The 26,761-nt window shown below is 54.0% G+C and carries 27 protein-coding genes and 1 pseudogene; 13 read left to right on the top strand and 15 right to left on the bottom strand.

What is annotated here, in order from left to right; all coding sequences use genetic code 11:
• Nucleotides 1-76: 76 nt before the first annotated feature.
• Nucleotides 77-670, top strand: coding sequence for a TetR/AcrR family transcriptional regulator (locus ACR0JX_RS16250; protein ID WP_480544835.1), 594 nt, complete (start codon nucleotides 77-79; stop codon nucleotides 668-670).
• Nucleotides 671-888: 218 nt separating this feature from the next.
• Here the strand turns inward: ACR0JX_RS16250 and ACR0JX_RS16245 are convergent, their stop codons facing one another.
• The 6 genes from ACR0JX_RS16245 to ACR0JX_RS16220 all read right to left on the bottom strand — a co-directional run bounded on the left by ACR0JX_RS16245 (nucleotide 889) and on the right by ACR0JX_RS16220 (nucleotide 6,815).
• Nucleotides 889-2,475 carry a mechanosensitive ion channel family protein gene (locus ACR0JX_RS16245; protein ID WP_480544834.1) on the bottom strand — a complete coding sequence of 529 codons (1,587 nt, stop codon included), beginning with the start codon at nucleotides 2,473-2,475 and terminating at the stop codon, nucleotides 889-891.
• A gap of 7 nt (nucleotides 2,476-2,482) precedes the next feature.
• Nucleotides 2,483-2,923: a hypothetical protein gene (locus tag ACR0JX_RS16240; protein WP_480544833.1), complete on the bottom strand. Its 441-nt coding sequence runs from the start codon at nucleotides 2,921-2,923 to the stop codon at nucleotides 2,483-2,485.
• A 17-nt stretch (nucleotides 2,924-2,940) separates the two neighbouring features.
• The gene (locus ACR0JX_RS16235) at nucleotides 2,941-3,231 is read right to left on the bottom strand and encodes a hypothetical protein (RefSeq protein ID WP_480544832.1); all 291 of its coding nucleotides are present in this window, start codon (nucleotides 3,229-3,231) and stop codon (nucleotides 2,941-2,943) included.
• A 26-nt stretch (nucleotides 3,232-3,257) separates the two neighbouring features.
• Nucleotides 3,258-4,328: an AI-2E family transporter gene (locus ACR0JX_RS16230; RefSeq protein ID WP_480544831.1), complete on the bottom strand. Its 1,071-nt coding sequence runs from the start codon at nucleotides 4,326-4,328 to the stop codon at nucleotides 3,258-3,260.
• 226 nt (nucleotides 4,329-4,554) lie between these two features.
• Nucleotides 4,555-5,130, bottom strand: a complete 576-nt coding sequence (locus ACR0JX_RS16225; RefSeq protein WP_480544830.1) for a hypothetical protein — start codon at nucleotides 5,128-5,130, stop codon at nucleotides 4,555-4,557.
• 83 nt (nucleotides 5,131-5,213) lie between these two features.
• Nucleotides 5,214-6,815: a tetratricopeptide repeat protein gene (locus ACR0JX_RS16220; protein WP_480544829.1), complete on the bottom strand. Its 1,602-nt coding sequence runs from the start codon at nucleotides 6,813-6,815 to the stop codon at nucleotides 5,214-5,216.
• Nucleotides 6,816-7,076: 261 nt separating this feature from the next.
• Here ACR0JX_RS16220 and ACR0JX_RS16215 point away from each other — a divergent pair, with 261 nt between their 5' ends.
• Genes ACR0JX_RS16215 through ACR0JX_RS16205 form a run of 3 tightly spaced genes read left to right on the top strand, consistent with a single transcriptional unit; the run spans nucleotide 7,077 to nucleotide 8,433 of the window.
• The gene (locus ACR0JX_RS16215) at nucleotides 7,077-7,403 is read left to right on the top strand and encodes a hypothetical protein (RefSeq protein WP_480544828.1); all 327 of its coding nucleotides are present in this window, start codon (nucleotides 7,077-7,079) and stop codon (nucleotides 7,401-7,403) included.
• Nucleotides 7,404-7,450: 47 nt separating this feature from the next.
• On the top strand, nucleotides 7,451-7,846 hold the full coding sequence (locus ACR0JX_RS16210; RefSeq protein ID WP_480544827.1) for a PRC-barrel domain-containing protein: 396 nt from the start codon (nucleotides 7,451-7,453) through the stop codon (nucleotides 7,844-7,846).
• A gap of 32 nt (nucleotides 7,847-7,878) precedes the next feature.
• Entirely contained in the window at nucleotides 7,879-8,433 is a 555-nt protein-coding gene (locus ACR0JX_RS16205) for an HdeD family acid-resistance protein (protein WP_480544826.1), read from the top strand.
• A gap of 604 nt (nucleotides 8,434-9,037) precedes the next feature.
• On the opposite strand, the gene ACR0JX_RS16200 is transcribed toward ACR0JX_RS16205, so the two are convergent.
• The 4 genes and pseudogenes from ACR0JX_RS16200 to ACR0JX_RS16185 form a co-directional block, all read right to left on the bottom strand.
• Nucleotides 9,038-9,697: an FMN-dependent NADH-azoreductase gene (locus tag ACR0JX_RS16200; RefSeq protein ID WP_480544825.1), complete on the bottom strand. Its 660-nt coding sequence runs from the start codon at nucleotides 9,695-9,697 to the stop codon at nucleotides 9,038-9,040.
• Between the two features lie 293 nt (nucleotides 9,698-9,990).
• The gene (gene gcvA, locus ACR0JX_RS16195) at nucleotides 9,991-10,911 is read right to left on the bottom strand and encodes a transcriptional regulator GcvA (RefSeq protein ID WP_480544824.1); all 921 of its coding nucleotides are present in this window, start codon (nucleotides 10,909-10,911) and stop codon (nucleotides 9,991-9,993) included.
• Nucleotides 10,912-11,363: 452 nt separating this feature from the next.
• Nucleotides 11,364-11,552: pseudogene (locus ACR0JX_RS16190) on the bottom strand (MerR family DNA-binding protein); the annotation flags it as partial.
• A gap of 12 nt (nucleotides 11,553-11,564) precedes the next feature.
• A complete protein-coding gene (locus ACR0JX_RS16185; RefSeq protein ID WP_480544823.1) occupies nucleotides 11,565-11,753 on the bottom strand; it encodes a MerR family transcriptional regulator in 189 nt (62 codons plus the stop codon).
• A 91-nt stretch (nucleotides 11,754-11,844) separates the two neighbouring features.
• On the opposite strand from ACR0JX_RS16185, the gene ACR0JX_RS16180 reads away from it, so the two are divergent.
• The 7 genes from ACR0JX_RS16180 to ACR0JX_RS16150 all read left to right on the top strand — a co-directional run bounded on the left by ACR0JX_RS16180 (nucleotide 11,845) and on the right by ACR0JX_RS16150 (nucleotide 18,556).
• Nucleotides 11,845-12,594 (top strand): MauE/DoxX family redox-associated membrane protein, encoded by a 750-nt coding sequence (locus ACR0JX_RS16180; protein ID WP_480544822.1) that lies wholly within the window; start codon nucleotides 11,845-11,847, stop codon nucleotides 12,592-12,594.
• Between the two features lie 73 nt (nucleotides 12,595-12,667).
• The gene (locus tag ACR0JX_RS16175) at nucleotides 12,668-13,102 is read left to right on the top strand and encodes a c-type cytochrome (RefSeq protein ID WP_480544821.1); all 435 of its coding nucleotides are present in this window, start codon (nucleotides 12,668-12,670) and stop codon (nucleotides 13,100-13,102) included.
• Nucleotides 13,103-13,161: 59 nt separating this feature from the next.
• Complete coding sequence (locus tag ACR0JX_RS16170; protein WP_480545027.1) at nucleotides 13,162-13,566, top strand: c-type cytochrome; 405 nt, start codon at nucleotides 13,162-13,164, stop codon at nucleotides 13,564-13,566.
• Between the two features lie 580 nt (nucleotides 13,567-14,146).
• Nucleotides 14,147-16,012, top strand: coding sequence for a multicopper oxidase domain-containing protein (locus ACR0JX_RS16165; RefSeq protein ID WP_480544820.1), 1,866 nt, complete (start codon nucleotides 14,147-14,149; stop codon nucleotides 16,010-16,012).
• On the top strand, nucleotides 16,009-16,731 hold the full coding sequence (locus tag ACR0JX_RS16160; RefSeq protein ID WP_480544819.1) for a copper resistance protein B: 723 nt from the start codon (nucleotides 16,009-16,011) through the stop codon (nucleotides 16,729-16,731). Before ACR0JX_RS16165 ends, ACR0JX_RS16160 begins: the two co-directional genes overlap by 4 nt.
• 66 nt (nucleotides 16,732-16,797) lie before the next feature.
• A complete protein-coding gene (locus ACR0JX_RS16155; RefSeq protein WP_480544818.1) occupies nucleotides 16,798-17,310 on the top strand; it encodes a cupredoxin domain-containing protein in 513 nt (170 codons plus the stop codon).
• A gap of 58 nt (nucleotides 17,311-17,368) precedes the next feature.
• The gene (locus ACR0JX_RS16150; protein WP_480544817.1) at nucleotides 17,369-18,556 is read left to right on the top strand and encodes an ABC transporter ATP-binding protein; all 1,188 of its coding nucleotides are present in this window, start codon (nucleotides 17,369-17,371) and stop codon (nucleotides 18,554-18,556) included.
• 252 nt (nucleotides 18,557-18,808) lie between these two features.
• Here ACR0JX_RS16150 and ACR0JX_RS16145 read toward each other — a convergent pair whose 3' ends face one another.
• The 5 genes from ACR0JX_RS16145 to ACR0JX_RS16125 form a co-directional block, all read right to left on the bottom strand.
• Nucleotides 18,809-19,627, bottom strand: coding sequence for a prephenate dehydrogenase/arogenate dehydrogenase family protein (locus ACR0JX_RS16145; protein ID WP_480544816.1), 819 nt, complete (start codon nucleotides 19,625-19,627; stop codon nucleotides 18,809-18,811).
• 376 nt (nucleotides 19,628-20,003) lie between these two features.
• Entirely contained in the window at nucleotides 20,004-21,026 is a 1,023-nt protein-coding gene (locus tag ACR0JX_RS16140; protein WP_480544815.1) for an adenylate/guanylate cyclase domain-containing protein, read from the bottom strand.
• A 3-nt stretch (nucleotides 21,027-21,029) separates the two neighbouring features.
• Nucleotides 21,030-21,389 carry a group I truncated hemoglobin gene (locus ACR0JX_RS16135; RefSeq protein ID WP_480544814.1) on the bottom strand — a complete coding sequence of 120 codons (360 nt, stop codon included), beginning with the start codon at nucleotides 21,387-21,389 and terminating at the stop codon, nucleotides 21,030-21,032.
• Between the two features lie 90 nt (nucleotides 21,390-21,479).
• On the bottom strand, nucleotides 21,480-22,310 hold the full coding sequence (locus tag ACR0JX_RS16130) for a class I SAM-dependent methyltransferase (protein WP_480544813.1): 831 nt from the start codon (nucleotides 22,308-22,310) through the stop codon (nucleotides 21,480-21,482).
• Nucleotides 22,311-22,385: 75 nt separating this feature from the next.
• Nucleotides 22,386-23,225 (bottom strand): alpha/beta fold hydrolase, encoded by an 840-nt coding sequence (locus tag ACR0JX_RS16125; RefSeq protein WP_480544812.1) that lies wholly within the window; start codon nucleotides 23,223-23,225, stop codon nucleotides 22,386-22,388.
• Nucleotides 23,226-23,472: 247 nt separating this feature from the next.
• Here ACR0JX_RS16125 and ACR0JX_RS16120 point away from each other — a divergent pair, with 247 nt between their 5' ends.
• A complete protein-coding gene (locus ACR0JX_RS16120) occupies nucleotides 23,473-25,716 on the top strand; it encodes an ATP-binding protein (protein WP_480544811.1) in 2,244 nt (747 codons plus the stop codon).
• On the top strand, nucleotides 25,709-26,422 hold the full coding sequence (locus ACR0JX_RS16115; RefSeq protein ID WP_480544810.1) for a response regulator: 714 nt from the start codon (nucleotides 25,709-25,711) through the stop codon (nucleotides 26,420-26,422). The genes ACR0JX_RS16120 and ACR0JX_RS16115 overlap by 8 nt, the downstream gene beginning before the upstream one ends.
• The last annotated feature ends 339 nt before the right edge of the window (nucleotides 26,423-26,761 follow it).

Below are 26,761 nucleotides of genomic sequence, written 5' to 3'. Positions count from 1 at the left end.
GTGTATGTATCATCGATTTGCAAATACATGCAAGATGTATGTAAGATGCTTGTGGTGATATTCGGAGCCGTTAAATTTGCCCCCAGAAAAACCCGCCCGACGCAGCCAGGCAGACCGACGCGCCAAAACGCGTGCCAAACTCGTAGAGGCTGCCCGTGAACTGTTTGTGGATTCGGGGTTTGCCGATACTGCAACTCCAGACATCGTGAGCAAGGCCAGCGTAACTCGCGGCGCGCTGTATCATCATTTCAAGGACAAGGCTGACCTCTTCCGCACGGTCGCAGAAGAGGAGGCCAAAGCAATCTCACACCATATTGACCAGGAAACGCGCAATGTTGCCGATCCCGAACAGGCCATGGTGACAGGATCGAATGCCTTTTTTGAAGCGATGTTGGTTCCAGGTCGGGTGCGCCTCCTGATGGAAGAGGCACCAGCGGTATTAGGGCATAGCGCTGCTGTCGCGTTGACTCGAGCCAATGGAACAGAAGAACTTCGTGAAGGGCTTTCGCGAGCTCTTCCTGAACATTCATCAAATCAGGTCGATGCTTTGACCAATCTGTTGTCGGCCGCGTTTGATCGCGCTGCCCTTGAGATCACCTATGGTGGCGATCCGAACGTCTACAAAGAGGTTATGAACCATTTGATTGGTGAAGTGCTCAAGGGCAACTAGCAGACCTCGGAAGCCCCGCAGTATGGGTCCCTACCCCTTCTTCTGTGAACTACTCGGCCCATAAGAGACATTCATCACAGTCACAGATACCGCCGTGCAGCTTCCCCAGACCCGCCATTCGCCGCAGTTGCAAATAGATGGCGCGAACACAAAGAGTGCCCAACAGCCCTGCCATTCGGAAGCACGTCTCGCGCTGCAGGGTTGAATGCTAGTCAGATTTACTGACTGCCCCCATTGGACACGGACTGAATACGCTGGGGCGGGAAGGCAAAAACGGATCCGGATCGAGAGACGGTCTCAAGCAGGAAGTAAATCAATGCCTCTCGTATATTCGAAAAAGTCACGAAATCCGGCGCCTGCACATAACAGAAGATCTCGATGTCCAGTGAAGAGCGGGTCAATTCAGCGAGGTTGACGCGTGCGCCATCCGTGACGTCATCGGATTGATCCAACTTTTGACGGATGTCGTCGATGATGTTTTTCACTTGGCTGCTTGACGTATCGCACCGGAGTGACAACACAGTGTTGAACAAAAAGCGATCTCTGACCGAGTAGTTTTCGATCTGCATCGATGCGAAGACGCCATTGGGGACCGTTACAATCGTCCGCGCCGATGTTCGGATCTGTGTCGAACGAATACCGATGTCCTCGACTGTGCCAGAGACATCACCGAATTTGCAGAAATCGCCGACCTCGACGGGGCGGTCGGCTACCACGTTGACTGAGCCGACAAGGTTTTCAACGGTTTTCTGCGCGCCGAGTGCCAGCGCCAGACCTCCGATACCAAGGGCTGCAATGGCGGTCGTGACATCAAAGCCCAGGATTTCCAGGACCTGAACGACGAGCACGGCAAGGATAATCGCCTTGACGACCTTGCGCAGCAGGATCAGTGCCGCCAAAGAGCTCCGTTGTTCGTCCGGCTCCAGCGCCGATTGCAAATGATCCGCAATCACATCGACGAGCTTGAGACAAAGCACCGCAACAGCGAGCCAGAGCACGGTGACCGCGATCCAGTCGGTTGCGCCACGGGCGACAACCTGAACTCCCAGCACGATAACCGCTTCGCGGTACAGCAGAAACCCAAGTACCACTCCAAATGGCATCGCAATCGGGCGGACATCCAGAGAGTCCCCCTCTCTCATTCTGGAGGACGCAAGCCAGTCGACACCACCCAAAACCAGGCGCGCCAGAATGAATCCCGCCGTCAGGGCGATCAGCGCGACGAGGCCAATGGCCAACCAGTGTCCAATCGGGACGGTCAGCACCTTGAATGACTTCAGATCTCGCGGAAGCACCCGGTCGATGAGGCTTTGATCTGACATTTTGTGCAGCGCCGGAAGTCCGTCGATCGTTGCTCGCGAAAAGAGCCAGATGTAATTCCCCTCGCCACCGGTGACGCGTTGCAGGATGATCGGGACTTCGCGATACCCATGCCTCAGCGCCCCGACCTGTTCCAGATCCGCGCTCATTTCGTCGCTGAGGTTCCCGCCCGGACTGGACGAAATTTCGTCGGTGAAGAAGAAGTACCCGCCATCGTCAAGCAACCGCTTGAGCTGCATGGCGCGGCGTGTGCCCTCAGCCTCTGACAACTCACGCACATCCAGAAACTGTGCCGCTTTGGCCGGGTCGGCCTCGCGCATCGCCCGCAGATATCCATCGACGGTTCCACGAGGCGATGTCCGGCCAAAGGGGTCCGAGACGGCCGAAGTCGGTTTCCTGGTTTCCACGGCCTGCGCTGAAACTATGGCGGGCAGCGCTGCCATAAGAACCGCCAGAAAAGTGATTGCAATCGTTTTCCAAAACATTGGTCTGCTACCTGATCGAGCCTGCAAAACTGGCCAGCGCTCTCAGATAGTCGCCCTTGAACAAGGCTGAGGTTCCGGTTTCCAGTCGCTTGAGACCGTTTTCCAGACCGGCAAGATCCGCCGAGATTTCGCCGACGATTGTTTGTTCGATACTGTCCAGCATCTGCGCTTCTGCCGGGGGTTTCAGCCGGGACGCGGTGATCATGGCGAACCCCGCCAGCAACAGCAGCAGGAGCCCGGACAAAAGGGCACCTGCTATGATGCCGAATTCGGCGGCAAGCAAGGTGAACAGGCAGAACATCAGAAGCCCGATGCCACCCAGCGCAAGCAACAGGCCAAAAGCGACGATGGCGGCCTGCTTGGCCCCGTGTTGCGCCGCGATCCTCAGGCGCATCGACTTGATGCGCCCCAACAGGCTCAGGCGGCGGAAAGTGGATGAATTAACCATGTGCCGAACCTTTCGCGTTAACGCCGCACGACCAGCGACGCGATGAAACCGAGCGCAAAGGCGGTGGCAACGGATTGCATCGGATGGTGGGCGATTTCAGCCTTGAGTTCATCACGGCCCATTTTCACGGTCTTGTAGACGCGGGCTTTCATCGCGTTCATTTCTTCTTTCAGCGCGTCATTTTCCCTAGCGATGCGGGCCACAATCGCAGTCATGTCTTCGGTCGGGGATGTGCTGTCACCGGGCGGGATGCTCGCGGCTTCCTGTGCCAGTTCTTCGACTTTGGCCGTGGTGGGTTGTTTGGACATCTCAGTCTCCTTCTCGGGTTCGGGGTTCAGGTGATTTCGCCGTTTTCAGACAGAGCGATGGCGATGGGTTGCGTGGATTGGAACTCGGAAAAAATGATCATTCCGATCACAGTGATCGGGACGCAGAGGAACATGCCCGCGACGCCCCAGATGAATCCCCAGATCGACAGCGCCAGGATGACCACCAGCGGGCTGAGGTTGACCGAACTGCCCACAAAGCGCGGCTCGACAATGTTGCCGATGATCAGGTGGGACAGGCCAACACCCGCAACAACGATCAGGAAAGGCGCCAGCGTCGGAAACTGAACCAGAGCCATTGCCGCCGGGAATAAACCGCTGACGATGCCGCCGACCACAGGAATGAAGTTCAGGACAAAGACAAGAAAGGCCCAAAATCCGGCAAAGTCGACGCCGGCGATCACCAGCGTGATCCAGACCATACCGGCCATGGCTGCGCTGGTCAGGCTTTTGGTGAACAGATAGGTCCTAACACGCTGTCCGGTCTCGGCCATGATCGCGCTGATCTTCGTGTAGCGCGCATCATCGCCTGCTATCGCGCGAAGTTTCTTGCCGATGAATTGCTGCTCGGCCAGCAGAAACGCGATATAGAGCACGACGGTTCCGATGCTACCCGCAATCCCGGCGGCCCCGTTGGCGAGGGAGAACAAAACCGCATCAAAATCAAAGGCGTCAATTGCGGCTGTAAGCTCAGCAAACGCCTTGAGGCCGATCAGCCCCGAAAGCTTCCCGGTCAGCGCGTCAATGTTGGCCAGATAGCTGGGCGCGCGCTCGACCATTGCTGCTACATTTGCCGCAACAACCTCGGCTACCGCGATACAGATTGCGATAACGATCAGAATGGAAGCGATCAGCGCGCCCAGACCGGGTTCACCGCTGTTCCCGGCAAGTCGCGACAGGCGGCGGGCAAGGGCATTGATGATGAACCACAACAACACCGCCATGGCAAAGGGGACAAGCAGGGACTTTCCGACCATCAGCGCGAAGACCGACATCAGGATCAGCCCCATCAAAAGCGTAGCGGAAAGCAAAGTGTTCTTCTGGGTCCGGTCAGGGCCGGTGATCGCAAGCGACTGCATGTGTTCTCCTCGGGGTCTGACAACCCCCGCGCGACACATGCCCGGGAATGAGCGGCGCGCGCGGGAGCCGTGGGGAGGTGGAAAAGGTTTGTTCCTGAGCCCGATTTTGCTTTAAAATATGGAGCTTCAGGAGTGACTCACCGTTAAGCCCGGGGGGTGTACAGTGTTGCGCCGTGAGAACTCTGCCTTGCCGCGTTCGGTGGATATGGCGACACGCCCTGGCGGATCATCGCGGGTCACCAAGGCAATTCTCGGGCATGTAGTTGCCCGAAATTTCAAAGTCGTGGCAGGTGATGAACCGAAAATGGTGCGTGCCGATCAGGTATCCGGCCGCAACCGTCGAAAGACAGATGCAGAGGATCGCGGTTCTGAGTCTGGGCTGTTTCAACTGGTCGATATCAGGGATCGCCACCATGATCAGCACAAGCAGCAAGTAAGGCAGTGACAAGCCGATCACCACAATGGTGAGGCCCCATTCGAACCAGCCGGTGTTGGCGATGTCCAGCGACGGGTTCTCGCTGAGAAACAGCCAGACCATCAACGCGGATGGCAGCAGCAAGACGAACCTGCCCCGCCAGGACACCAGCGCGGGCAATCCATCGACCGGTGGCACAAAGAGGCTGGCCACCATAGCCACGGTCGAGGCCACCCAGACATAGAACAGATGTTCAAAGAACACGGTCCCAAACACGCCGTAGAAAAAGGCGATGCTGAACACGCTTGTCGAAATCGCGATGGACGACAGCATGAAGGCGCGCGTTTCAGCCTCGCGTTCGACGATTGCAGGGGATTTGGTCGGCATGTGCGGCTCCATTCATGATCAGGTTGCCGACATCATGCCCTGCGTTTTGGCATTGTATGAGTGAGTCACGGTTTCCCCGGCATTCAGTCCGGGAATTTGATCCCTGCTTTCCGCCATCCATCGAACAGATGTTCGAGATCAGTTGGCTTCATGTTCCAGATACTCATCGCATCCCGTGCGATATGCGGGAAGTTGGGCATTCGGTCCAGAACGCGATCTGCGCACTGTTTTGCCTCATCCGCGTTGCCGACTTGCGCGTTCAGCATCGCGCGGGCCAGATCACCCCAAAATGACGCCCCAAGCCGGGCGCCCTCTATGGTCGCCAGAGCAGTTTGGTATTCCGCCATCAGGTAGCGGATGATTGCAATGTCGAACTTGTACCAGCCCGGAGGGTCGGGACTAAGCTCCATGGCTTTACCCAGGTATTCCAAGCCCTGTTCGTACTGGCCTGAAAACCCGATGCACGCACCATAATCGGCCATCATATCTGGGTAATTAGGGTTGAGCGCCAAGGCACGATCAGCTGCAGCTTGGAATGCGGACAGCTCGTTGCGATTGAAATGCGTCATAAAAAGCGCGTGGTGACCCGCAGCATCTTTGGGGTCAGTTTCGACTGCCCGCTTCGCAGCCTCCAATGCGCGGTCCAGCGGCGGGCGCGCGTTATCGCGGAAAAACCCAAACCGGACTTCGTCCCCGTATAAGATCGAGAGCATCGCCCAGGCGCCGGAATAATTCGGGTCAAGACCAACCGCTCGCTCAAGATGCCTGACCGTCTTGCTGTGCGTTTCGTTGCACGGATCGCGCCAGTACTCACTGGCCAACAGCCTTGCTTCGTAGGCGTCCAGATTGTCGGTCGCGGCCTTGCGGTGGGCTGCGCCGGTCTTGTGGATCACTCCATGCGGTTCGGCGATCTCCGCAGCAATCTGCGACGCGATGGTCTCCTGAATGTCAAACAGGCTCTGGGCGCTCATATCATCGTCGTAGGTTTCGCTCAGCATATGTGCGCCGGTCTGTGCGTCGATCAGTTGCGATGTGATGCGCACCTGATCTTTCCAGCGGCGAACACTGCCTTCGAGAACATAGCGCACGCCCAGTTCGCTGCCGATTTCGCGCAGATCGCCTTTAGTGTTCTTGTAGCGGAAGGTTGAGTGCCGGGCTGCGACGCGGAATTCCCGGAACCGAGACAAAGCGTTCAGGATCTCTTCGGTGAAACCGTCCGCCAGAAACTCCTGATCCGGACTGCCGCTCAGGTTATCAAAGGGCATGACCGCAATGCTGTAACGTGACTGAGCGGTGTCTCTGGTCTCCGGGCTTGCAGTCTCTGTATCGGGGTCAAAGGCGACCTGAAAGACCGGAACATATGACCCCTTGGGCACAAGGATACGCAACGGGTCGTCCGAGCCTTCGGTCGCATAATACAGGTCCAGCCTGCTTCTGAGCTTGCTGGCCTGAACGCGTACAATGGTATCGATGGTCGGATCAAAATCATCGGGTTTGTCAAAAACATCCAGGCCGATTGAATAGCCCTTTAGTGCGTCGTCATTTCCGGCCAGGGTCTGGTCAACGAGATATTTCAGAAACCGGCGCAGACGGGTTGTTTCAACAAACTGGCTACTAGCCAGAATCCGGTCCAGCTGCTGCTGAACAACGCCCGTATTCATCGGAGCCGATGCGATGGCAGTCATGGTTTTACTCCCCTGAGAAAACGTCGGGCTTTCCTGGTCAAACTGTCCCGATTTTACTTTTGCGCAGGCGCACAGTCGGCTTGGGATGGCGGGTGTGACCGAGGATACTCCTGCGCCTTTCCTTACGTCAAATCCACCGCGGCAACCAAGTGGCGCACATGTGAATCCCTTTCGATTCACAGTGACTCACTCATGCATGCAACCCTGAAAGCGTAAATTGGGTTCATCGAAACTGATCAACTCAAATCGAGGCAAAAACCCATGGAAACGACAACAACTGAAACTTCGAAGTTCGTCGAAAAGGCCAAGGTCTATATCGACGATATCGGCGCTGAACTCAGTGAGCTTGAGCAAAAGGTAAAGGATGCCGGAGATCGCGCCGATGACTGGTCTGCTGCGCAGGTAGAGAAGCTGAAAGAAGACTGGAGCCAGGCCAAAGAAGACATGGACAACATCGCCGACCGCGCCAAAACCGAAGGCGAAGACGCAGTCCGAGAAGCCAAGGAAAAGGCCGAGCGCCACTACGAGGCCCTGCAAGCTGCAGTCAAAGCATATCGCGCGCACCTGGAACAGGTGTCCGATACCTAAGCCGCCCAATAGCGGACCCCCGATCTCAACAAAAAAGGAACTTTCAGATGAAAACGACTATCAAAACCATCGCTGCCAGCGCCCTCATCCTGACGGGCGCGACCTTCGCCTCGGCCCAGACCGTGGGCGAGACCGTTCTTGGTGTTGAAGTCAACGTCGCCAAGGTGGTGACCGAAGGCTACAGCGCCAACAAACTGATCGGCGCCAATGTCCACAACGATCAGGACAAGAGTATAGGCTATGTCCACGATCTGATCCTGGCACCCAATGGTGAGCTGAGCTTGGCGATCGTCGAGGTTGGCGGGTTCCTTGGCCTTGGATCCAAATGGGTCGCCGTGCCTGCCGACATGTTCGAACCCGGCAGCAAGGACAACATTGTCGTTCTGCCCAAGGCCAGCGCGGAAGAGCTGACCAAGATCCCTGAATTCAAATACAAGAGCTGATGTTCAGCACGTTCGAAAAAAGGAGAACTCACATGACTTCTTCCATCGAAGCTCAGCGCGGCAACAAATGGTTTGCGGTTCTTGGCGTGATTATGGTCCTTACCGGGATCGGCGCATTTGCATTCCCGCTTGTTGCGTCGCTCTCGGTCGAGGTTCTGCTAGGCTGCGCCTTTCTTGTCGGCGGTATCGCGACATTGGTTCAGTCTTTCCGCGAGAAAGAGTGGAAGGGCATTGTTTGGCTCCTTGCCATCGGCGTTGTCTACCTGATGGGCGGGCTGGTCTTTCTGATCAACCCGTTTGCTGGTGTCATCGCCCTGACTGTCTTGTTGGGCGCGGTTTTCCTTGTCGAGGGTACCGCCCGCATCGTCATGGGCTTTCAGATGCGATCTCAACCCAGATGGGGATTGCTAGTCGCATCCGGAGCCATGTCCGTTCTGCTGGCCATTCTGGTCTTCAGCGGATTCACTACCGGCGCTTCGCTTGGTTTCATCGGCGTGATGCTTGGCATCAACTTTGTCTTTGCCGGAGCGTCCCTTATCGCTCTGGGAAGTGCCAAGCCCGGTCCAGTCAAAGAACAGGTCGCCTGAGATATTCCAGGCGACTGTGGCGATGTGTGGCCTCAAAGTATGATTGAAACAAGCGCTATCGATCGCAAAACCTACTAAGCTTCTAAATCAAAGGCCGTGCCAACGCGGCCTTTGCAAGCAAAACACTCTGCAGGCACTAGGTTTATCAGCCCGAAGTGGAGCCCTGCGACCGTGCAATAATATTGCTAGCTCAACGTCTGATGGATGGCTGTGCGGTCCAGAGCCGACCTTTAGCGACGGCGTCCGATGCTGCGATTGCAGCCAGCTTTCCGGACATTCGCTGCGAAAGCAAAATACACGCAGACTAAATTGGCGAAACGTGAACAAATCTGACGTTAAAAAATGCAGCATAGCAATCTCCGCCTTCGAACTTGGAGTTCGAAGGCGGAGATGTTGTTTCAAGAGATTGGTTCAAACTGTCTGCCAATCCGAAATGAAGGTTTACGACTACATTTGCTGCCGTTTCGTATTTTTAGCGACTTGAACCACTCAAGTAAGGGCGCAGGACATATCCACCTGCTTCACGCACCTTGAGCTGTGATCAATTGGAAATGTAGAACCTGTTCATTTCGTCAGGTTCTACTTTCCATAAACTGGCCCGCGACTAGGCTAGCTCACGCGCAATATGACGTGCCTGGGCCTGAGCTGAGGCAACCGAAGCTTTGTGACGCTCATCGGCGAATTCCTGATACTCGGCCGCAGCTTCGAACATGCGTTCTGCGCCCAGGTACTTGCGCAGTGTGCTGATATGCGCAGAAAGGTGGCCAGAGTCATTGCGAATCCCACCGTTCTCAAAGCCGAATTCGCCAGCCGATGTCAGCAGCACCAGTGTTTTTCCGGACATGATCGGTTCCAGAGGGAAGTCGCCGCGCGCCAAATCAAACGTAAATGTCTTGTTGATCCGGATGATCTGATCAAACCAAGCCTTAAGGGCTGCGGGCATGCCATAGTTGTACATGGGCGTCGAAATCAGAAGGATGTCGGAGCGGTCGAGCTCGTCAATCAGCGTATCAGACAAGCTGACCAAAGCGTTCTGTTCAGAAGTGCGTTCTTCATCCGGTGTAAAGACGGACGCGATCCAGTCGTTGGAAATGAAGTCCGGCGGGGTCATTCCGACGTCACGCACAATAATTTCGACGTCCGGATCAACCGTTTTCCATTCTTCCACGAAACTGTCCGCCAAAGCGCGGGAAATGGAGTTATAGGCCGCAACAGGGTTATCGGTGCGGCGCACGCTGGCGTCAATTCTCAGGATTGTGGTCATCTTGTCACCTAGTCTGTTTGCAATGAACCATTCAAAGGTGAAGCCAGAGACGCAAAGGTACAAATGAAGAGAATTCTGAATAGAGTGAACTGACCTCAGCCATCTCTAATCGCCAAAAAATTCTTCTCCGGATCAGACGCCGTCGCAAGTACATCCGCGTCCCTATTGGGAAGGGTCAAAACTTTGCATGCGCAAGAACTCCTGATTAGGGGTTCAGAAACAAATGCTTCTCGGCAGTTTAGAAATGACAAAAATTCAAGCGGCAGATTAGATCGTTGCGGACGCGCTAATCTTCAAAAAAACCTTTGACCAACGGCACTGTCGCGAAACTCATCTGCTTGGTCCAACAGCCATTCCCGGAACACACGAACGCGAGCACGATTGGCGTATGTTTCAGGGCAGACGAGAAAATAGCTCTTGTTCTTCAATGCCGTGTCAAAGGGGGCAACCAGCATATTACGTTCCAGAAAACGCGCGGCGGCCAAAAGGCTGACCAGGGCCAAACCATGACCATCGCTTGCCGTCAGCAAGCAGATGTGTTCCTCGGAATAGGTGACATAGGGCTCGACATCACCAGTCTGCAAGCCAGCCGCGTCCATCCAGCGTTCCCAACTCGGATCCGCATCGGAGAACCCGCTCCATTGGTATTCGATCAGACGAGACTTCAGAAGATCTTCGGGGGAGCTCAGTGACTTCGCCTTTTCCACGCTGCAGACAGGGGCTACCCAGTCATTCAAGACCCATGCCACATTGCTGTCAGGATAATCGCCAAAGCCATACCGAATGGCCACATCCACGTCGCCGGATTGGAAGTCCACCAGTTGATCGCTGGACAGAACCCTTACCGAAATCTCCGGGTATTTCTCGTAAAAGCCTCGCAGCCGCGGGCTAAGCCAGTTGGCGGCAAAAGACCCGGTTGTTGAGATTGTCAATGTGCCCGCAAGGTCGTCTTCTTCCAGCGCGAGAGAAGCGGCTTCGATGTTCTTGAAGGCCTCAATGATGTGAGGCGCATAATTGGCCCCATCCTCCGTCAGTTTCAAGGCGCGGGTCAGCCGGTGAAACAGGGGCACCCCAAGTTGATCCTCCAGCGATTTGATCTGATGGGAAATGGCAGTCGGAGTGACGCATAATTCATCGGCGGCATCCTTGAAACTCAGATGCCGACAGGCTGCTTCGAAGGCCTGAATGCTTTTCAACGACGGTATCTTCGCCATGACGTGCGGCTTTGCTCTCCTGATGCGATGCTAGTTCACCGCTCCACTCTAACCCGATTGCCAGTTCACATGTGGGCGAAATTCTCAGCCGTGAGGTAAAAACATCTAATTTGAGAAGATAGGGGACCAAGGTAGAGCTTTCGGTTCTTCATGTCTGTAGTCTCCTGCGTGCGGACTTCGTCTGCTTTGCGGACTTTTCCGACATTGGATTTTATCGCTTCGCTAACGCAGCATTTACATGCGTTCGCGTCGCAGTTGTCGCCGCGTCGTGGCGGATGTCATTAGATCGGTCAATCACCGATGCCACGTTGATCAGACGTGAGATCTTACTTTCTCGTATGATTGATCAGAGATGCTTAAGGTATTTCAACATCTCAGCTCAACGGTTCTGAAGATTATCCGCCCTATTGTATCTCGCCATTGTCAAAAACCCGAAACTCAATCGCGATTGGTTAACTGAGATAGTCTATGATTGGGCGGTCGGGTCGATTGTCTCCACGACAGGTTTTCACAAGGTGTGTCAGTTCATCATGCAAGGATTGCAATTCTCTTTGTTTTTGTTCGATTTCGATCAATCGTTTGGAGGCAATGCGTTTTACCTTGGCACTGGAACGCTCGTGATCTTGGTAGAGACCAAGAAGTTCCCGGCACTCTTATATACTGAACCCGAATTCTCGGGATCTGCGGACAAACACCAGTTTCCGAACTGAAGCATCATCGTAGCTGCGATATCCGGCTTCGGACCGCGCAGGTGCGTCGACCGGACCAATGTCGGCATAGTAGCGAACGGTCTTAACAGGCAGTCCTGCTATTTTTGCAGCGGCGGAGATATTCGTGAGCATACCTTCTTGACCTTCCAGTAACTGGAAAGACTACATGTGCAGCAACATCGATTCAAGACCTCTCCTATCGGGCCTATTCGGGACGCTGCCAATGCCAAAAAATTCAGCTGAAACAACAGCCATTTTGCACCGCATGGTGATGAAGGATCACATGTGCCCGTACGGGCTGAAAGCCAAGGACTTGCTGGAGCGCAACGGATATGTCGTCGATGACCACCATCTGACAAATCGCGATGAGGTTGACGCATTCAAAGCAGAACATGGCGTCGAGACCACGCCACAGATCTTCATCGGAGACGAACGCATTGGCGGATATGATGATCTGAGTGCTTATCTCGGGAAGCCTACCGCGTCTGAAGCCGCCACCACCTATCAGCCGGTGATCGCGCTGTTCTCAGTTGCAGCACTTCTGGCGATCGTCGTGACGTGGCTGAGCCTTGGAACAGCCTTTTCCGGACGCACTGCCGAATTGTTCATTGCCATCTCAATGGTGTTGCTCGGACTGCAGAAACTGCAGGATGTGGAGCGATTTGCAACAATGTTTCTGAACTATGATCTGCTGGCCCAACGATGGGTGCGCTATGGCTATATCTACCCCTTTGTCGAAACCGGTGCCGGGCTGCTGATGATGGCGGGGGTCCTGACCTGGCTTTCTGCCCCGGCAGCATTGATTGTCGCGAGTATCGGGACGGTCAGTGTGTTCAAAGCTGTCTATATCGACAAGCGGGATCTCAAATGTGCCTGCGTTGGCGGCGACAGCAAAGTACCGCTTGGATTTGTATCACTCACTGAGAACCTGATGATGGTCGGTATGGCCATCTGGATGCTCTCGAAACTGTGATCCAAAACCGTTTGACCTTCCACTTACTCGAAGCCGTAGGCCTCAAAAGAAACAACATCACCCACGTGGACCAATGAAGAACACAATCTTGATTTCAGCAATCGCAGTCGCAGGCATTTTGGGCTACATTTTCTGGCCTGACGTTGAAACTGACCGATTGACTGCGAACCTGACAACGGCTCAGGGCACGGCGCTCGTTGACATCGTTTTGCCAGAGACTCTTTCCACGAATGCACAGATCGGCCAACGAGGCTTTGAAGCGAACTGCGCGGCCTGCCATGGATTGAATGGGATCGGGCAGCAAGGCATCGCACCGCCGCTGATCCATGTCATCTACGAGCCGGGCCACCACGGCGATGAGAGCTTTCAACGCGCTGTTGCACAGGGCGTCAGAGGTCATCATTGGCCCTTCGGCAACATGCCCCCTGTCGAAGGTTTGACGCGCGCTGATGTTACGATGATCACGCAATATGTGCGCGAGTTGCAACGCGCCAATGGCATCAACTGATCATGCGTATGTTGACCAGAAAACGTATGATCGCGACAACAAACCGGATCGCCATATCCATGTTGTTTGCGTCCCCCTCATTGGCGGATCATGAGCTTCTTGACCGTGACCTCAAGGCTGGTCAAACGCTCTACCAAGAGCAATGCGCTTCCTGCCACGGTAGCAATCTCGAAGGCCAGGAAAACTGGCGTTCACCCAACAGCGACAGCGTATTGCCTACGCCCCCTCATGACGAAACGGGGCATACATGGCACCACGATAACCAACTCCTATTTGACTACACGAATCTGGGTGGGAAGCTTGCGCTTGCAGAAATTGGAGTGCAGGACTTTGACAGCGGGATGCCAGCATTCGGCGACATTCTCTATGATGAAGAGATTTGGGACATCCTGGCTTACATAAGGTCAACATGGCCGGAGCGCGTGCAGAAGATCCAAGCAAGCCGCAACCCGCCACATCCGTAAAGCATAGCAATGCTGGCGGTACATAAATTTGCTCAAAAAAAGTGAAAAACTTGCTTGACCCTCCACCTACTGGAGGCCCTATCTACTACCAAAGCTGAGCAGAAGAGTTACAAAGAACAGGCCCATGAGAGTGAAATGCACAGTCCTGAAGATGCCCCAGATCGTGATGGCGATCGGGCTTTTGGTGTCTGTCGCTTTCTCGTCAACACATGAGCATGTTTCGCAGGCTACGTCAGTGCACACTGAACATACCCAAATGAACCACGCCCCCAATCCGGTGAACAGCACTCATTCAGAGACTTGCCGGGTTCATATTGCGTGCAGTCTCGCCGCGATGTTGGGTCAGACAAACCTGGAGATTGCATTGTCCTTGTCCAAGACGATGACTCTGCCTCTTTACGACATCTTACAACCGTCAGCCTTGTCGCTTACTGAAACGCCACCTCCGCGCGTGTGAGAACGTCCTTTCAGCCGCTCGGTCGATTGACTGAGTCTGACTGACTTTGTCGTTCACCTAATTTCGTTGGTCTTCAACGCGCCATGCCGCGATGCCGACGTCACTCCAAACTAGAGAAAACCAATGACAGCAACGCAATTCATGCGTACGGCTGCCACTTGTCTTGTCGTCGGGATTACCGGAACAACAAGTGCGTTTGCCGACGTGTACGATATCACCGTGGACCGCATCCGGATCGATGCGGGCACATTCAAAAAGAAGGGTATTGGCTACAATGGCAGCCAGACGCCCACGGTTCTTCGTTTTAGGGAGGACGAGGATGTCACCATCCGGGTCAAGAACAACCTGCAACAGTCGACCTCGATCCACTGGCATGGGCTGATCCTGCCTTATGATCAGGATGGTGTTCCGAAGATCAGTTTTGCCGGCATCAAACCCGGTGAAACATTCACCTATCAATTCCCCATCGAACAGGCTGGAACCTATTGGTTCCACAGTCATTCCGGGTTTCAGGAACCCGACGGGGCATATGGCGCCATCGTGATCGAACCAAAGGGCGGAGAGAAGCCCCGCGCGGATCGTGACTATGTGGTGCAACTGACCGATACGCATCCGCATCAGGGCCAGCGCATCATGCGCAACCTAAAAATGTCATCGGACTATTACAACAGAACTCAGCGCACAGTTGCTGACCTCGTCCGGGATTCTCGTGCCGACGGGTTCAAACAAGCTATGGAAGAACGGAAGATGTGGGGTCGCATGCGGATGATGCGCACCGATGTCGAAGATGTTCAAGGCTTCGCCGCGATGATCAACGGTGCGACAACCAGTCAGAATTGGACAGGGTTGTTCAAACCCGGTGAGAAAGTCCGCCTCCGCTTGGTCAATTCGTCGGCCATGACCTACTTCGACCTGCGCATTCCCGGCCTCAAGATGACGGTCATTCAGGCGGACGGGAACGATGTGAAACCGGTGGTGGTTGACGAACTTCGTATCGCCGTGGCCGAGACCTATGACGTGATTGTGCATCCGCGCAAAGCGCAGGCCTACAGCATCATTGCAGAGTCCATGGGGCGTAGCGGCGTGGTGCGCGGAACGCTTGCTCCTGCCGAAGGCATGGTGGGGCCGATGTACCAACGGCGCAAGCCGCCGCTGCTCACCATGGCTGACATGGCCGGTATGATGGGCGGTATGCACATGGAAGGCCATGTGATGCAGGCGGACCACTCCATGATGGACATGACGCCAGCTACCCCGACCAAAATGTTGAACCCGGGCGAGATGGACCACAGCCAGATGGATCATGGCCAAATGAGCGACGGTCAAATGGATCACGCTGCCATGGGACACGGCCAGATGAGCGGTGATCAGATGGATCATGCCGCAATGGGGCATGGCAAGCCATCCAGGGCCGACGCAAAGCCGGCACATGCCGGTCATGGGCAGGCACCCAAAGCGATGAGCGGCATGTCACATGCACAAATGGGCCATGGCGCAGGGAATGGGGCCTCGGCACCGTTTTATGCCGATGGCAGCGGGTTGGTCCCCGAGGCGGCGAATGGCGGGAAGTTCCTGTCATACCAGGACCTGTCGGCAGCAAAGCCGCTCTATCGGGATCGTCCGGCAACGCGTGAAATCGAACTACGGCTGACCGGGAACATGGAGCGCTACATCTGGTCGATCAACGGCAAGAAGCTCTCTGAGGCCGAGCCGTTGGTGCTCTACTATGGTGAGCGGGTGCGCTTCAAATTCGTCAACGAAACCATGATGGCGCATCCCATGCATCTGCATGGCATGTGGTCGATCCTAGATACCGGCAAAGGCAGCAGAGACCCAATCAAACACACGATCAACGTCAACCCCGGCACAACTGTCTACACAGAAACAGAGGTCGATGTGACAGGCCAATGGGCCTTCCACTGCCACCTGTCCTACCATGCCGATGCAGGGATGTTCCGAAAAGTCGTTATCAAAGGAGCACCGGCATGACAGTGCACCGATCACTCAACCGACGGCTAACAGCTTTGGCACTGTCAATCGTGGCGGGTGCGGTCGCGCAGCATGCAAGTGCAGAGGCTTTCACTTACGGCATTCAGGTCGAGCAACTGGAATATCGCTCGACCGATGACGGCGGGACATATGTCTGGGATTTCGATGCTTTGGTGGGCACAGACGAATTGAAGTTCGTGTGGCGCAGCGAAGGCGAAGTAACAGAAGGTTCTGGCGACATCGAGAGTCTGGAAAACCAGCTTCGCTTGCAGATGCCCATCTCCAGGTTCTTCGATGCGGTCATCGGTGTGTACGCACAGACGCCGGACCAACTGCCCGACAGATATGCAGCTGTTCTTGGTGTCAAAGGTCTTGCTCCGCAGTGGTTTGAAATCGACGCAGATCTCTACCTTTCAGACCGGTCATTCCTTCGGTTTGAAGGGGAATATGAAGCTTTGCTGACCAACCGCTTAATCCTGACACCCTCCTTGGAGGTCACTCTGCCACTGCGGGATGACCCGGCTTACATGCAAGCAGCGGGCGGGGCCACTGTCGAGATCGGCGCGCGCCTTAGCTACGACCTCATCGATCGGTCGGTCGCTCCCTACATCGGAGTCAACTACGAAAGATCGTTCGGCGGCACTGCCAACATGATGCGAGCGGCTGGTGAGGAAGATGACGAATTCTCAGTCGTGGCCGGTGTCCGTTTGATGTTCTGAAAACCCCGCGCGGCGGGATCCCCGCCGCGTATCCTCAGTCTCTCCTACCTTAGAAAGGAAAACTCAATGAGAGCAGTATTTGTCAGCACAGCAATGGTTATAGCCATGTCCATTCCAGCGATGTCAGGGCCATCCGGTGGCAACCATGGCTCGGATCATGGTGCGGGCCATGGTATGGACCATTCGGCGATGATGCCAGCGGGCATGCCAGGAGAAAAAAGGTATGCACGCCAAGTGGTTAGCATTAAAATGAAGGAAACCGACGATGGCGAGATGATCTTCACACCCAACAGCTTTGCGGTGAAGAAAGGAGATACTGTCCGGATCAAGATCTCGAACCGAGGTGAACTCGAACACGAGTTTGTGCTGGATACCAGTGAGAACAACCAGATCCACAAGGAGTTGATGGCAAAAGGGCAGGATGAAAACGCTCATCAGATGCCCAATGCGATCACTCTGCAACCGGGTGCGAAAGGCGAAATCGTCTGGACCTTCTCAAATTCCGGCGAGTTCGAGTTCGCCTGCCTGATCCTTGGCCACTATGAATCCGGCATGTTCGGAACGGCCAGCGTAAGCTAATCGAGAAGAGTTGCGCGCCGTTGTGGCGCGCAACCTCACCACCAAAAGCTCCCCAAAAATGGATAGTATGATTCACGCAGCGGTCGAAACCGTAATGCGGTTCTTCGGCATCGCCCTAAACAACGAAGTACCCCAAGTGCTGCACGCTCTGTTGCACATGGTCCTGATTGTTGGACCCGCTCTGCTGTTGGCGTTGGCGGTGTGCTACTTGCTGCGTCTGACAAGGAAATTCAGATCGAGTGGTGCCCGGCGAGCAGAGCCGGTCATCGATGTTCAAGGTATGGAAAGGTCATTGCTCGCGCATGCATTTGTAAGGACTCAACGCAGGCAAATCTACCTTGTCTTTCTGAGTCTTGCGATGATGCCCATTCTTTATATGACGTTAGAGCTGCCCAAGCAAATTGTGAACAATGTACTTGGAACGTCACACCAACAGGACATCCATTGGCTCCTTTGGACATTTTCGCAGTCTGAGCTTTTGAGTGTTCTGAGCCTCTTGTTCCTGGCGGCCATATCTTTGAATGGTTTGATAAAATATCAACTGAACACGGCAAAAGGACGGGTCGCCGAGCGCTTTTTGCGCCACCTGCGTTTGCGTATCTATCGTGGATGGCGATTACGGAAAACGTCAGCAAGAAAGTCGGAGATACACCAAGTCATGGGCCCCGAGATTGAACCTTTGGGAGGGTTCGCGTCAGATTTTCTGGCGCTTCCGATTACCCAAGGCGGGACGTTTGTCACGATTTTGACCTTCATGTTTGCGCAGGATCCAATCCTCGGGGTAGCGGCTATCGCCATTCTACCTGTCCAACTCACGATCCTTCCCAAGCTTCAAGGCTTGGTCAACCGTCTTAGCCGCTTGCGCATAATGCACATGAGGCAGTTGAGCCAAAGGCTGACGTCCCAAATGGAACCAACACGGGATCTCCCCCATGATTTGTACCCAATTTTGGCAACGCTGCGCAAACTTGAAGAAACGCGACTTCGAATTCACCGCGTGAAATTTTTGGCCAAGGTCCTCACGAATTTCCTGACGTCACTAACACCATTCTTTTTCTACCTTTTAGGAGGATTTCTCGTTCTGCAAGATCGCATCACCCTTGGAGCACTGATTGCTGTACTCGCGGCTCACAAGGATTTTTCCGCCCCCTTAAAGGAGCTGTTTCGCTTTTATCAACAGCTCCAAGACACAAAGGTCAGATACCGGGAAGTCCTACGTTTCTTGCACAGCGCATGTCACGAATGACCGAATTGATGGCTGCGCTTTGTCAGGAAAATCGAGTTCACAGGTGGGGCTCAGTCCAGAACTAGGATGCAGCGCAGTATCTGACCTGTGGAAAGCAATCTACACATTCATGAACGGCCCATTCCTGCCATTGACCAATGGGGCGCGATGCTGCGGTCGCGCCCGCTTTGCGGTCATTCGCTGCAAATGCAAAATCCGATGCGGGTCAAACTCACGCAATGCGGGACGAAGCTGCCCTTGGGTACCGCTTAATCAATGTCCGCATTTGTTGTCGGCGGTGTAATCAAATGCTGCCTCCAGCTCTGCACTGAGACTTGCGGCCAAATCAAAAAACTGCCGTCGCACGGTCTCGGCGTAGGGATTGGCCTTCTCAATGGCTTCGAATACTTCTGGCGCATCGTGCTGAACCATGGAAATCGCCTCAGACAGCAAGTCAAAACTCTTCGTGGTCATGCGCGTCGGCAGCGGTCCCATTCTCAGAAGCACTTTGGCGATGAGGTGCGTGAGCCCTTGGACTACTGCTGCTTCTTGGTCGTGATCTTCTGGCGTCGTCATGATGACAGTCAGACCCAGTGTCTTGCGCAAAAACGCAGCAAGTCTGGCATGTTGCCTTCCCTGAATGGGGCAGACGGCAATTTTTAAACCCTTAATACCAGTCGTGGCACTCTGAGGACCAAACAGGGGGTGAGTCGCGATTATGTCTACATGGTTCGGTAGTCGCCGCCGCATGATTTCCGAGGGACCTACCTTTACTGAGCCTACATCAACAATCAGCGCGCCAGGTTTACAAGCAGCTGCAACCTCGCGGACAACCCGCTCAAATGATGCCACTGGTGCCGAAATGAGGACTACATCAGACTGCGATACTGAGTGCATTGATGAAAGACGTACCCCGAGTTTCTTCGCGACCTTGGCAACGTCCGCGGACGGATCGTAAGCCGATATCTCGAAGTGCTGACCGAGATGAAAGGCTGCAAGTTGTCCGAACGCACCAAACCCCACGATGCCGAGCGACTTGTTTTGACTTCTGTTGTTGTTCATTTGTCGACCTTTGAACTTGCCGCCCGGCACAAGGTCGATTGTTTGTTCACCGCTGATAGGGGCAGCGGAAAACCAATGATGAGATACCCGCAGCTATCTAAGCTGAGGATAGTAGCTCTGCGATGCGAAGAACGACCCGATCATGACGCAAGCGATAAAGCACACAAGAGAGTAGAGTCAACGATGTTGATGCCTAGCAAGGCGGGAAAATCGTCTCTGATACTGACGGTTTTCGAAACCTAAAAGGCCAACGTCTTGCATTATTTCCCGGGAAAATGCGGTGTGCTTGGCTCGATACTAGACAACAAAACCACCATACGGCGCCGGTCTAGTCATGAGAAAAAAATAGAGACGGATTCTACATCCAAACAACGGAACCAAGGGGCTGTGGGTCACGTAGACCAACCTAGTTTTCGTCAGAAAGACGCCAAACGTATTGCTCACCGAAACCCCGGATCAATTTTGGCCCGATTTCTTCAAGATCGAACTGTTCTTTGAGAACATGAGCAACCTCGTCCTGCACAGTAATCTGCATCGGTTCGGAAAACTCTTGAAGTCGGGACGCCAAATTAACGGCCGGACCAAAGATGTCGTAGACATACTTCTGGATACCCACGACCGAACCAACCACTGACCCAGAAGCCAATCCAATTCGACAGTGCCACTGATGCGGGTGGCTCAGGTTGCGGCGGTTTAGATAGCGCACGAACCGTATGGCCGTGTTGGCAATCGCTTTGGTGTGATCTGGAGTTGGGTCGGGCAGACCGGCGACAGTGATGTAGGCATCACCGATCGTCTTGATGCGTTCGCAACCGAATTGTTCTCCGATGCGATCAAAGGCACTGTAAATATCGTTCAGTTCGGTGACCGTAACGCTTGGATCCTGCGAGGCGACCATTTCCGTGAACCCAACAAAGTCGAGCATCAGGACAGACACAGGATCATAAAGCTGAGGCGTGACCACACCGAAAGTCTTGTATTCTTCGTATACAGAGCGCGGCATCAGGTTCAGCAACAGCTTTTCCACCTGTTCCTTCTCGCGTTTCAGTTCGCGCGTGTTCCGTTCTACCATCATTGAATAAGAATCGATCATCGACTCGAGTTCTTTGATCCGGGTGATATTCTGACAGACCAGAACCAGCACATCATCATGCGCGACGGTAAAATCGAGCGCGATCACCAGCGTTCTGCGCTTTTTCTTGAAACTGATTTCAGATGTAAATCGCCGCGCCTCAGACAGGCTTTTCTGAACCGCATCGGTATCCAGGTCGGGAAAAAGCTGATGCAAGTGATCCAAGGGGGTATCGCTGCTGAACCATTCATCAAACGTGTCATTGCGGAAACCAAACTGCAGCGTTTCACGGTTTAGTAGTGCGACGCCTACGCCAATTGCGCGCAGCAACTGTTCATTGATGGCTTCAATAGTCATGGCTTACCTAACAATCAGGGGGCGGCGCTTGCCGAATTCCGCGACAACAACAGCTATATCTTCTGCTGCCACGTTGTGTTTTTCCAAAGCATCCTGCAACACCGTTACCAATTCATCGAAATGGGCGTGTGTGATGCTTAGGTGGGCATGCAACTGACGCAGCTGGTTATCTGTGTAGGATGCCGGGCCGCCAAGAAGCGAAGCAATGAACTTTGTCTGGTGATCGACCATACGGCCCATGTCGACATTGTCGAAAAAGGGTCCGACCTCATCATTGTCTAAAAGACTGTCGTAGAATGAGATCACGATCTTGCTAATCTTCGAGAACCCACCGTATTTCTCATAAAGTGTGCGTTCAGCCATCTCAAAACCCTTTTCAAAAACTGGTCAAACAAAGCCAATTCTCACCGCTCTTTGAAACCATGACCCAAGAGCGGTGAGCGCATCGTTCCCTTAGCGGCGCTGGACGATAACCTCGGCATACTCAGACGAAATACACAGCGCATCATTGGTGGAGATATCGAACTTCTCAATCAGAGCCATGATATCCTGGCGCAGGGCCGCTTGCCCTTCCGTATCCAAGGCATCAAAGGCTTTCTGCATTGGTCCATAGAAAGTCCGAAAAAACTCCAGAAAGTGTTCTGCCGATCTGTAACGGAACATGAAGTTCTTGCGCCGGAACGAGACGATATCGCACTTGGTGCCGAAAGCGTCCTCGACCCAGTCTTGACTGCCCCACAAAGCCGGAGAGTTTACGCCAGCCGGCGGAGGAACATGTTTGCCGATGGTTTTGAACAGCTGCCCAATAAAGCTATCGGGCGTCCAGTTTGCCATACCGATCTTGCCACCGGATTTGACGACACGTTGAAGCTCTGCCGCAGATTGCTCCTGGTTCGGCGTGAACATCACCCCGAATGTGGACACGACGGCGTCAAACGATTGATCCGCAAAGGGAAGCTTTTCCGCGTCGGCAACCTTGTATGTAACGAACAGACCTTCGGCTTTTGCGCGTTGCCTGCTGGCTTCTAAAAGGGCCTCAACATAATCTGTCGAGGTGACATCGCAAAAGCGCCGCGCAAAGGCCAGTGTGGCGTTACCGTTTCCTGCCGCGACATCAAGCACTTTGGTGCTCGGTACCATATCCATGGCTTCGGCGAGCTCTTCGCCGGTGATCTGAAGTGTTACGCCAACCTTGCTGTAATCACCTGACCCCCAAGCCACGTTCTGCTTGGCCTTGATCGCTGCAAAGTCCGTTGTGGAATCGATTGTTGTCTGAATACCCATTTTTTTGTTCCTCTTGGTTTAACTGGTCATTCGCCAGCAGTTGAATTGAAGGCCGCATCATCGAATGCGGACGGTTTATGCAGCTTGCCGTTTGGGCCAGCTGATATTCACCACAGGCCGCTCTGCGCTGGCCACGTGTTCAAGTATTCGAGAGTTGATCCACTCGGGCTGAAAAACCGGAGCCATATGGCCGAGCTCTGGCAAAAGGGCGATCCGCGAATTCGGCAGTGTATTGGCAATCGCCGCTGATGCACGCTGCGCGATTTCCGGAGATTCCAGACCCGTCATCACCAGCGAAGGAACCTCGAGTCTGGACAGCTCGTTCAGGTCCCAGGTCTCCGCGAACCCGTTGGCAAAATCTGTCATGACCGACGTGATCTGTTGTGCAAAGCGGACTTGGACCGCAATAGGAAGAGCATCCCAGAACCCCTCTTCGTTCCAGAAATCCAGAAAATGACGCATCCCTGCTGCGGCATCACCATCTGCAGCGGCAGCCGTCACCATGTCGGACAACATTTGGATTTGTCCGAACAGTTGTTGGCTGACCTCGTTGCCTTGTTTAAGAAAGTGAAACGCGGCAGGTTCATAGACCGTCAGGCTTTTCACAAGATCGGGACGCATCAGCGCAACCTTGATGGCAACACCGCCGCCGTTTGAGTGCCCGACAAGATGTACCGCGCGCCCCATGGCCTCAATTTCCCGGATCACAGGAACTGCAGAGACAGCCGCGCCTTTTTGTGAGCTATCCCCGACCAAAGGGGCCTGGCCGTAGCCAGGCAGATCAAAAGCGTTAACCTCGAAACGGCCTCCCAGATCTGTTGCCAATTGGCCCCATTGCGCACCGTTCGATGCAGAGGAGTGTAACGCGACAACCGGTGCGTTGATCGTATCTGTCGGTCTGAATGAAATAGTCATCGTACTTACCCAACTAAATTTGCTATGGGCACAAACTGACCTTCCTCTGTTTCAATGTGATTTCTGAAACTAGGGTTTCGTGTTTCATTTGTAGCTCTGTGAACTGGGTCACACAGTGCGCTATCCGCTTCGAAAACAAACAGGTTTTCGACTGGCACTGGAACGAAACCGCGCAGTCTGAAACAATTGAAACGTAAGATGCTGATTTTGAAATGGCATTGAAACAATGATACCTTAGAAGATCAGGATGAAGACGGATATGGCAAACGATCTTGAAGAAATCGAGAAGGCAAGAGACCTTCTGCGTGACGCCATTGAATCCCTCAAGGAAGGATTCGCCCTCTACGATGATGACCGTCGCCTAGTAATGTTCAACCAGCGATATGCTGAGATGAACAAGGGTGTCTCGGACTTGTTGAAACCCGGTCTAGATTGGGAAATCCTGATGCGTGAGACAGCGCGCAGGGGTATTTACGCCGACGCCATAGGCAACGAACAGCAATGGGTTTCAGACCGGTTGGCGAATGGGATTGAGTTCATACAGGACTATGAACTGACGGAAACCGACGGACGGACGTATCTGGTTTCTGTACACCCAACAAAACTCGGTGGTTTTGTTGTCACGCGCGAAGATATCACCGCGCGGAAACAGGCCGAGGTCGAAGAGCGAGACGGCGATCTTTTGATCCGAAAGGTGCTGGACGCCAGCTCTGCGATTGTGACCATGGCCCGGATTGGCGACGGTCAAATACTGTATCGCACACCCGCTGCTCTTCAGCTGTTCGGTCCCGTTCGCTCAGCGAAAGAGCACTATCTGAATCCGGAAGAGCGTGCCGATTTTATCACGCTGCTCCTGGCCGACGGGCAAGTCAACGACTACAAGCTTGATCTGGTGAATGCGGAGGGAAAGACCTTCCCAGCCTCAATCTCTTCGCAGTTGATTGACTACAAGGGCGAAGAGGTCATCGTGACCAGCATCATAGATCTCACCGTCCAGAAGAAGGCAGATACTCTGATACGCCAAGTTATGGAGGCCTACCCGGCAGCCATAAACATGACGCATGCTGACACGGGCAAAGTGCTTTTTGCGACTCCAGAAATCAAAGCGTTGTTTGGAGACAGCGAAAGTTCAAAGTCCTACTACGCCGATCCCAAGGAACGTGAACGATATCTGAACGACTTAAGGCAGGCAGGTTCTCTCAAAGAGCGGCGTATGGAGTTCGTCGATATCAATGGGCGAGTATTCTGGGGTGCAGATTCTTCGCGTCTCATTAAGTTCAATGGCGAGGAAGTCATTGTCTCCAACACGCGCGATCTGACAGACGAGCTGGCAATTGAAGCCGAGCTTGAAAAGCAACGAGAGCTGGTTTTTCAAAACGAGAAGATGTCCGCCCTCGGCGAACTGCTAGCAGGTGTAGCACATGAGCTTAACAACCCTCTTTCAGTTGTTGTCGGCCACGCGCTCATGCTCAAAGAAGAGATCACCGATCCTGATCTGACCGTCAGGATAGAAAAAATCGGCAACGCGGCAGAACGATGTGCAAAGATCGTGAAGACCTTCCTGGCAATGGCGCGCCAGCAACCCAGCAAGATCGAACAGGTCAATGTACCTAGCTTGATCGAAACAGCAGCCGATGTTGCGGGCTATGGCAGCACATCAGGTGAAATCCAGATTACACGCACCCTCCCTGACGATATTGCGCCAATTGCCGGGGATGCCGATCAACTGACACAGGTCATCCTCAATCTGATTATCAATGCAGAGCAGGCCATGACCTCAACTGACATTGGTGACCAGATCGCGTTGTCCGCCGAAAACAAACCGAGCACTGGTATGGTAGAGATCACGGTTAAGGACAATGGACCCGGAATACCCAAAGCCATTCGTCCCCGCGTTTTCGAACCGTTTTTCACGACGAAAGAAGTCGGCGATGGGACTGGGATCGGGTTGGCGTTCTGTCATCGCATCGTCCTGTCTCATGGCGGTCAGATCAGGTTGGATCAGACCGATGACACCGGCACGTGCTTTCGGATTACACTCCCTGTCGCAGAGCCGCAGAAAAACAAGAGTGATGAGCCGATCAAAAACCTCTCGATCCCAGTTATGCGGCGGATATTGGTCGTAGATGATGAGGTTGAAGTGGGCGAATTGAACGCCGAAATCCTTCGAAGAGAAGGGTTTCATGTTGATTTCGTGACGTCCGGTGAAGAGGCGTTGAACCGCTTGCAGGCCGTTAACTACGATGTGTTTCTGAGTGATCTGAACATGCCGGGAGTTGATGGCCGCAAGATTTACGAAGCGTTGGTGACGCATTTCCCAGAAATGTTGACACGCACGGCGTATGTTACCGGAGACACGATGGGAGAAAACTCACTAGGCTTGCTGAAAGAGGCTGATCTTCCCTTCCTGGAAAAACCAGTCTCTCCCTCAGAGCTCAGAGCGCTCGTCGGAAGGCTGCTCACCGACCATGAGGACGAAGCTGATGGATGATCAAAAAGGACATATACTGGTCTGCGATGACGAGGTCGACGTGCGCGAGATGCTTCAGGAATACTTGGACAAGCGCGGTTACAAGGTCTCGGCAGCGTCAGGCGGCGAAGAGCTTCGCAGCATCGTTTCGGCAGAATCTGTGGATGCCATAATTATGGACATCAACATGCCCAAGGAAGATGGCCTGTCCATTCTCAGATCTCTTCGCCCCGAAAACGCAACGCCGGTGATCATGCTCACGGCGGCTGGAGATGTTGTGGATCGGATCATTGGTTTGGAAATGGGAGCCGACGACTATCTGAGCAAACCCGTGGACCTTCGGGAGCTTGAAGCCCGGATCAAGGCAGTTCTGCGTCGCGGGACTATCAATGAAACGGCATCGGCCGTGAGCGCTGGCAATGATAGAGCACGTTTCGGGGACTATACGCTGGACAAAAAAGCTGCGAAGCTACTTGCCTTAGACGGGTCCGAACTCCAGTTGACCGCGATGGAATACCGCTTGCTCAAGGTGTTTGCGGATAACAAAGGACGCGTGCTGAACCGGGACCAACTTTTGGAACATGCGCATGACCGGTCGTGGGATCCCTTTGACCGCAGCATCGACATTCGAATTTCCAGATTGCGTCGAAAGCTAGAAACTAATCCCGAAAAGCCTGAAATCATCAGAACCGTTCGCGGAATTGGATACTTGTACGATCCAAAGTAAACTTGATCGCTGTCAGCAAAACCAAGTTGGCCTGCATATTCAGTCAGTGATTGGCCAACGATCCGATTGTTTGCCAAGGACATAGTTCACGAACCGAAATTGCCATGGCGCTAGGCCCAGCAAAGTGGTTTCCCGCTTTTGCGGCAGCTAGAGAGTATTAATTAGACATAGGAGGTCGACCCCCGCAAGAACGGCACCGAAGGCACTGCGCACCTGTTTTGTCCGCTTTTTGCTCACTACCTGACAAAATTCCGCCGCGCCGGGCGTAAACGGCAGCTCCTTGAGCCGCATCGCCGCGATGAAGCTACCGCACATGCGGCAATATCTGCGATCCGCGCT

This window comes from Ruegeria sp. AH7, from assembly GCF_056541325.1.
This window is presented reverse-complemented; position numbering and strand designations above follow the sequence as displayed.

Coding starts and splice junctions, on each gene's coding strand:
- ACR0JX_RS16245 (WP_480544834.1), bottom strand. CDS start 2,475: ATGTTTTGGAAAACGATTGCAATCACTTTTCTGGCGGTTCTTATGGCA.
- ACR0JX_RS16240 (WP_480544833.1), bottom strand. CDS start 2,923: ATGGTTAATTCATCCACTTTCCGCCGCCTGAGCCTGTTGGGGCGCATC.
- ACR0JX_RS16235 (WP_480544832.1), bottom strand. CDS start 3,231: ATGTCCAAACAACCCACCACGGCCAAAGTCGAAGAACTGGCACAGGAA.
- ACR0JX_RS16230 (WP_480544831.1), bottom strand. CDS start 4,328: ATGCAGTCGCTTGCGATCACCGGCCCTGACCGGACCCAGAAGAACACT.
- ACR0JX_RS16225 (WP_480544830.1), bottom strand. CDS start 5,130: ATGCCGACCAAATCCCCTGCAATCGTCGAACGCGAGGCTGAAACGCGC.
- ACR0JX_RS16220 (WP_480544829.1), bottom strand. CDS start 6,815: ATGACTGCCATCGCATCGGCTCCGATGAATACGGGCGTTGTTCAGCAG.
- ACR0JX_RS16215 (WP_480544828.1), top strand. CDS start 7,077: ATGGAAACGACAACAACTGAAACTTCGAAGTTCGTCGAAAAGGCCAAG.
- ACR0JX_RS16210 (WP_480544827.1), top strand. CDS start 7,451: ATGAAAACGACTATCAAAACCATCGCTGCCAGCGCCCTCATCCTGACG.
- ACR0JX_RS16205 (WP_480544826.1), top strand. CDS start 7,879: ATGACTTCTTCCATCGAAGCTCAGCGCGGCAACAAATGGTTTGCGGTT.
- ACR0JX_RS16200 (WP_480544825.1), bottom strand. CDS start 9,697: ATGACCACAATCCTGAGAATTGACGCCAGCGTGCGCCGCACCGATAAC.
- gcvA (WP_480544824.1), bottom strand. CDS start 10,911: ATGGCGAAGATACCGTCGTTGAAAAGCATTCAGGCCTTCGAAGCAGCC.
- ACR0JX_RS16185 (WP_480544823.1), bottom strand. CDS start 11,753: ATGCTCACGAATATCTCCGCCGCTGCAAAAATAGCAGGACTGCCTGTT.
- ACR0JX_RS16180 (WP_480544822.1), top strand. CDS start 11,845: ATGCCAAAAAATTCAGCTGAAACAACAGCCATTTTGCACCGCATGGTG.
- ACR0JX_RS16175 (WP_480544821.1), top strand. CDS start 12,668: ATGAAGAACACAATCTTGATTTCAGCAATCGCAGTCGCAGGCATTTTG.
- ACR0JX_RS16170 (WP_480545027.1), top strand. CDS start 13,162: ATGTTGTTTGCGTCCCCCTCATTGGCGGATCATGAGCTTCTTGACCGT.
- ACR0JX_RS16165 (WP_480544820.1), top strand. CDS start 14,147: ATGACAGCAACGCAATTCATGCGTACGGCTGCCACTTGTCTTGTCGTC.
- ACR0JX_RS16160 (WP_480544819.1), top strand. CDS start 16,009: ATGACAGTGCACCGATCACTCAACCGACGGCTAACAGCTTTGGCACTG.
- ACR0JX_RS16155 (WP_480544818.1), top strand. CDS start 16,798: ATGAGAGCAGTATTTGTCAGCACAGCAATGGTTATAGCCATGTCCATT.
- ACR0JX_RS16150 (WP_480544817.1), top strand. CDS start 17,369: ATGGATAGTATGATTCACGCAGCGGTCGAAACCGTAATGCGGTTCTTC.
- ACR0JX_RS16140 (WP_480544815.1), bottom strand. CDS start 21,026: ATGACTATTGAAGCCATCAATGAACAGTTGCTGCGCGCAATTGGCGTA.
- ACR0JX_RS16135 (WP_480544814.1), bottom strand. CDS start 21,389: ATGGCTGAACGCACACTTTATGAGAAATACGGTGGGTTCTCGAAGATT.
- ACR0JX_RS16130 (WP_480544813.1), bottom strand. CDS start 22,310: ATGGGTATTCAGACAACAATCGATTCCACAACGGACTTTGCAGCGATC.
- ACR0JX_RS16125 (WP_480544812.1), bottom strand. CDS start 23,225: ATGACTATTTCATTCAGACCGACAGATACGATCAACGCACCGGTTGTC.
- ACR0JX_RS16120 (WP_480544811.1), top strand. CDS start 23,473: ATGAAGACGGATATGGCAAACGATCTTGAAGAAATCGAGAAGGCAAGA.
- ACR0JX_RS16115 (WP_480544810.1), top strand. CDS start 25,709: ATGGATGATCAAAAAGGACATATACTGGTCTGCGATGACGAGGTCGAC.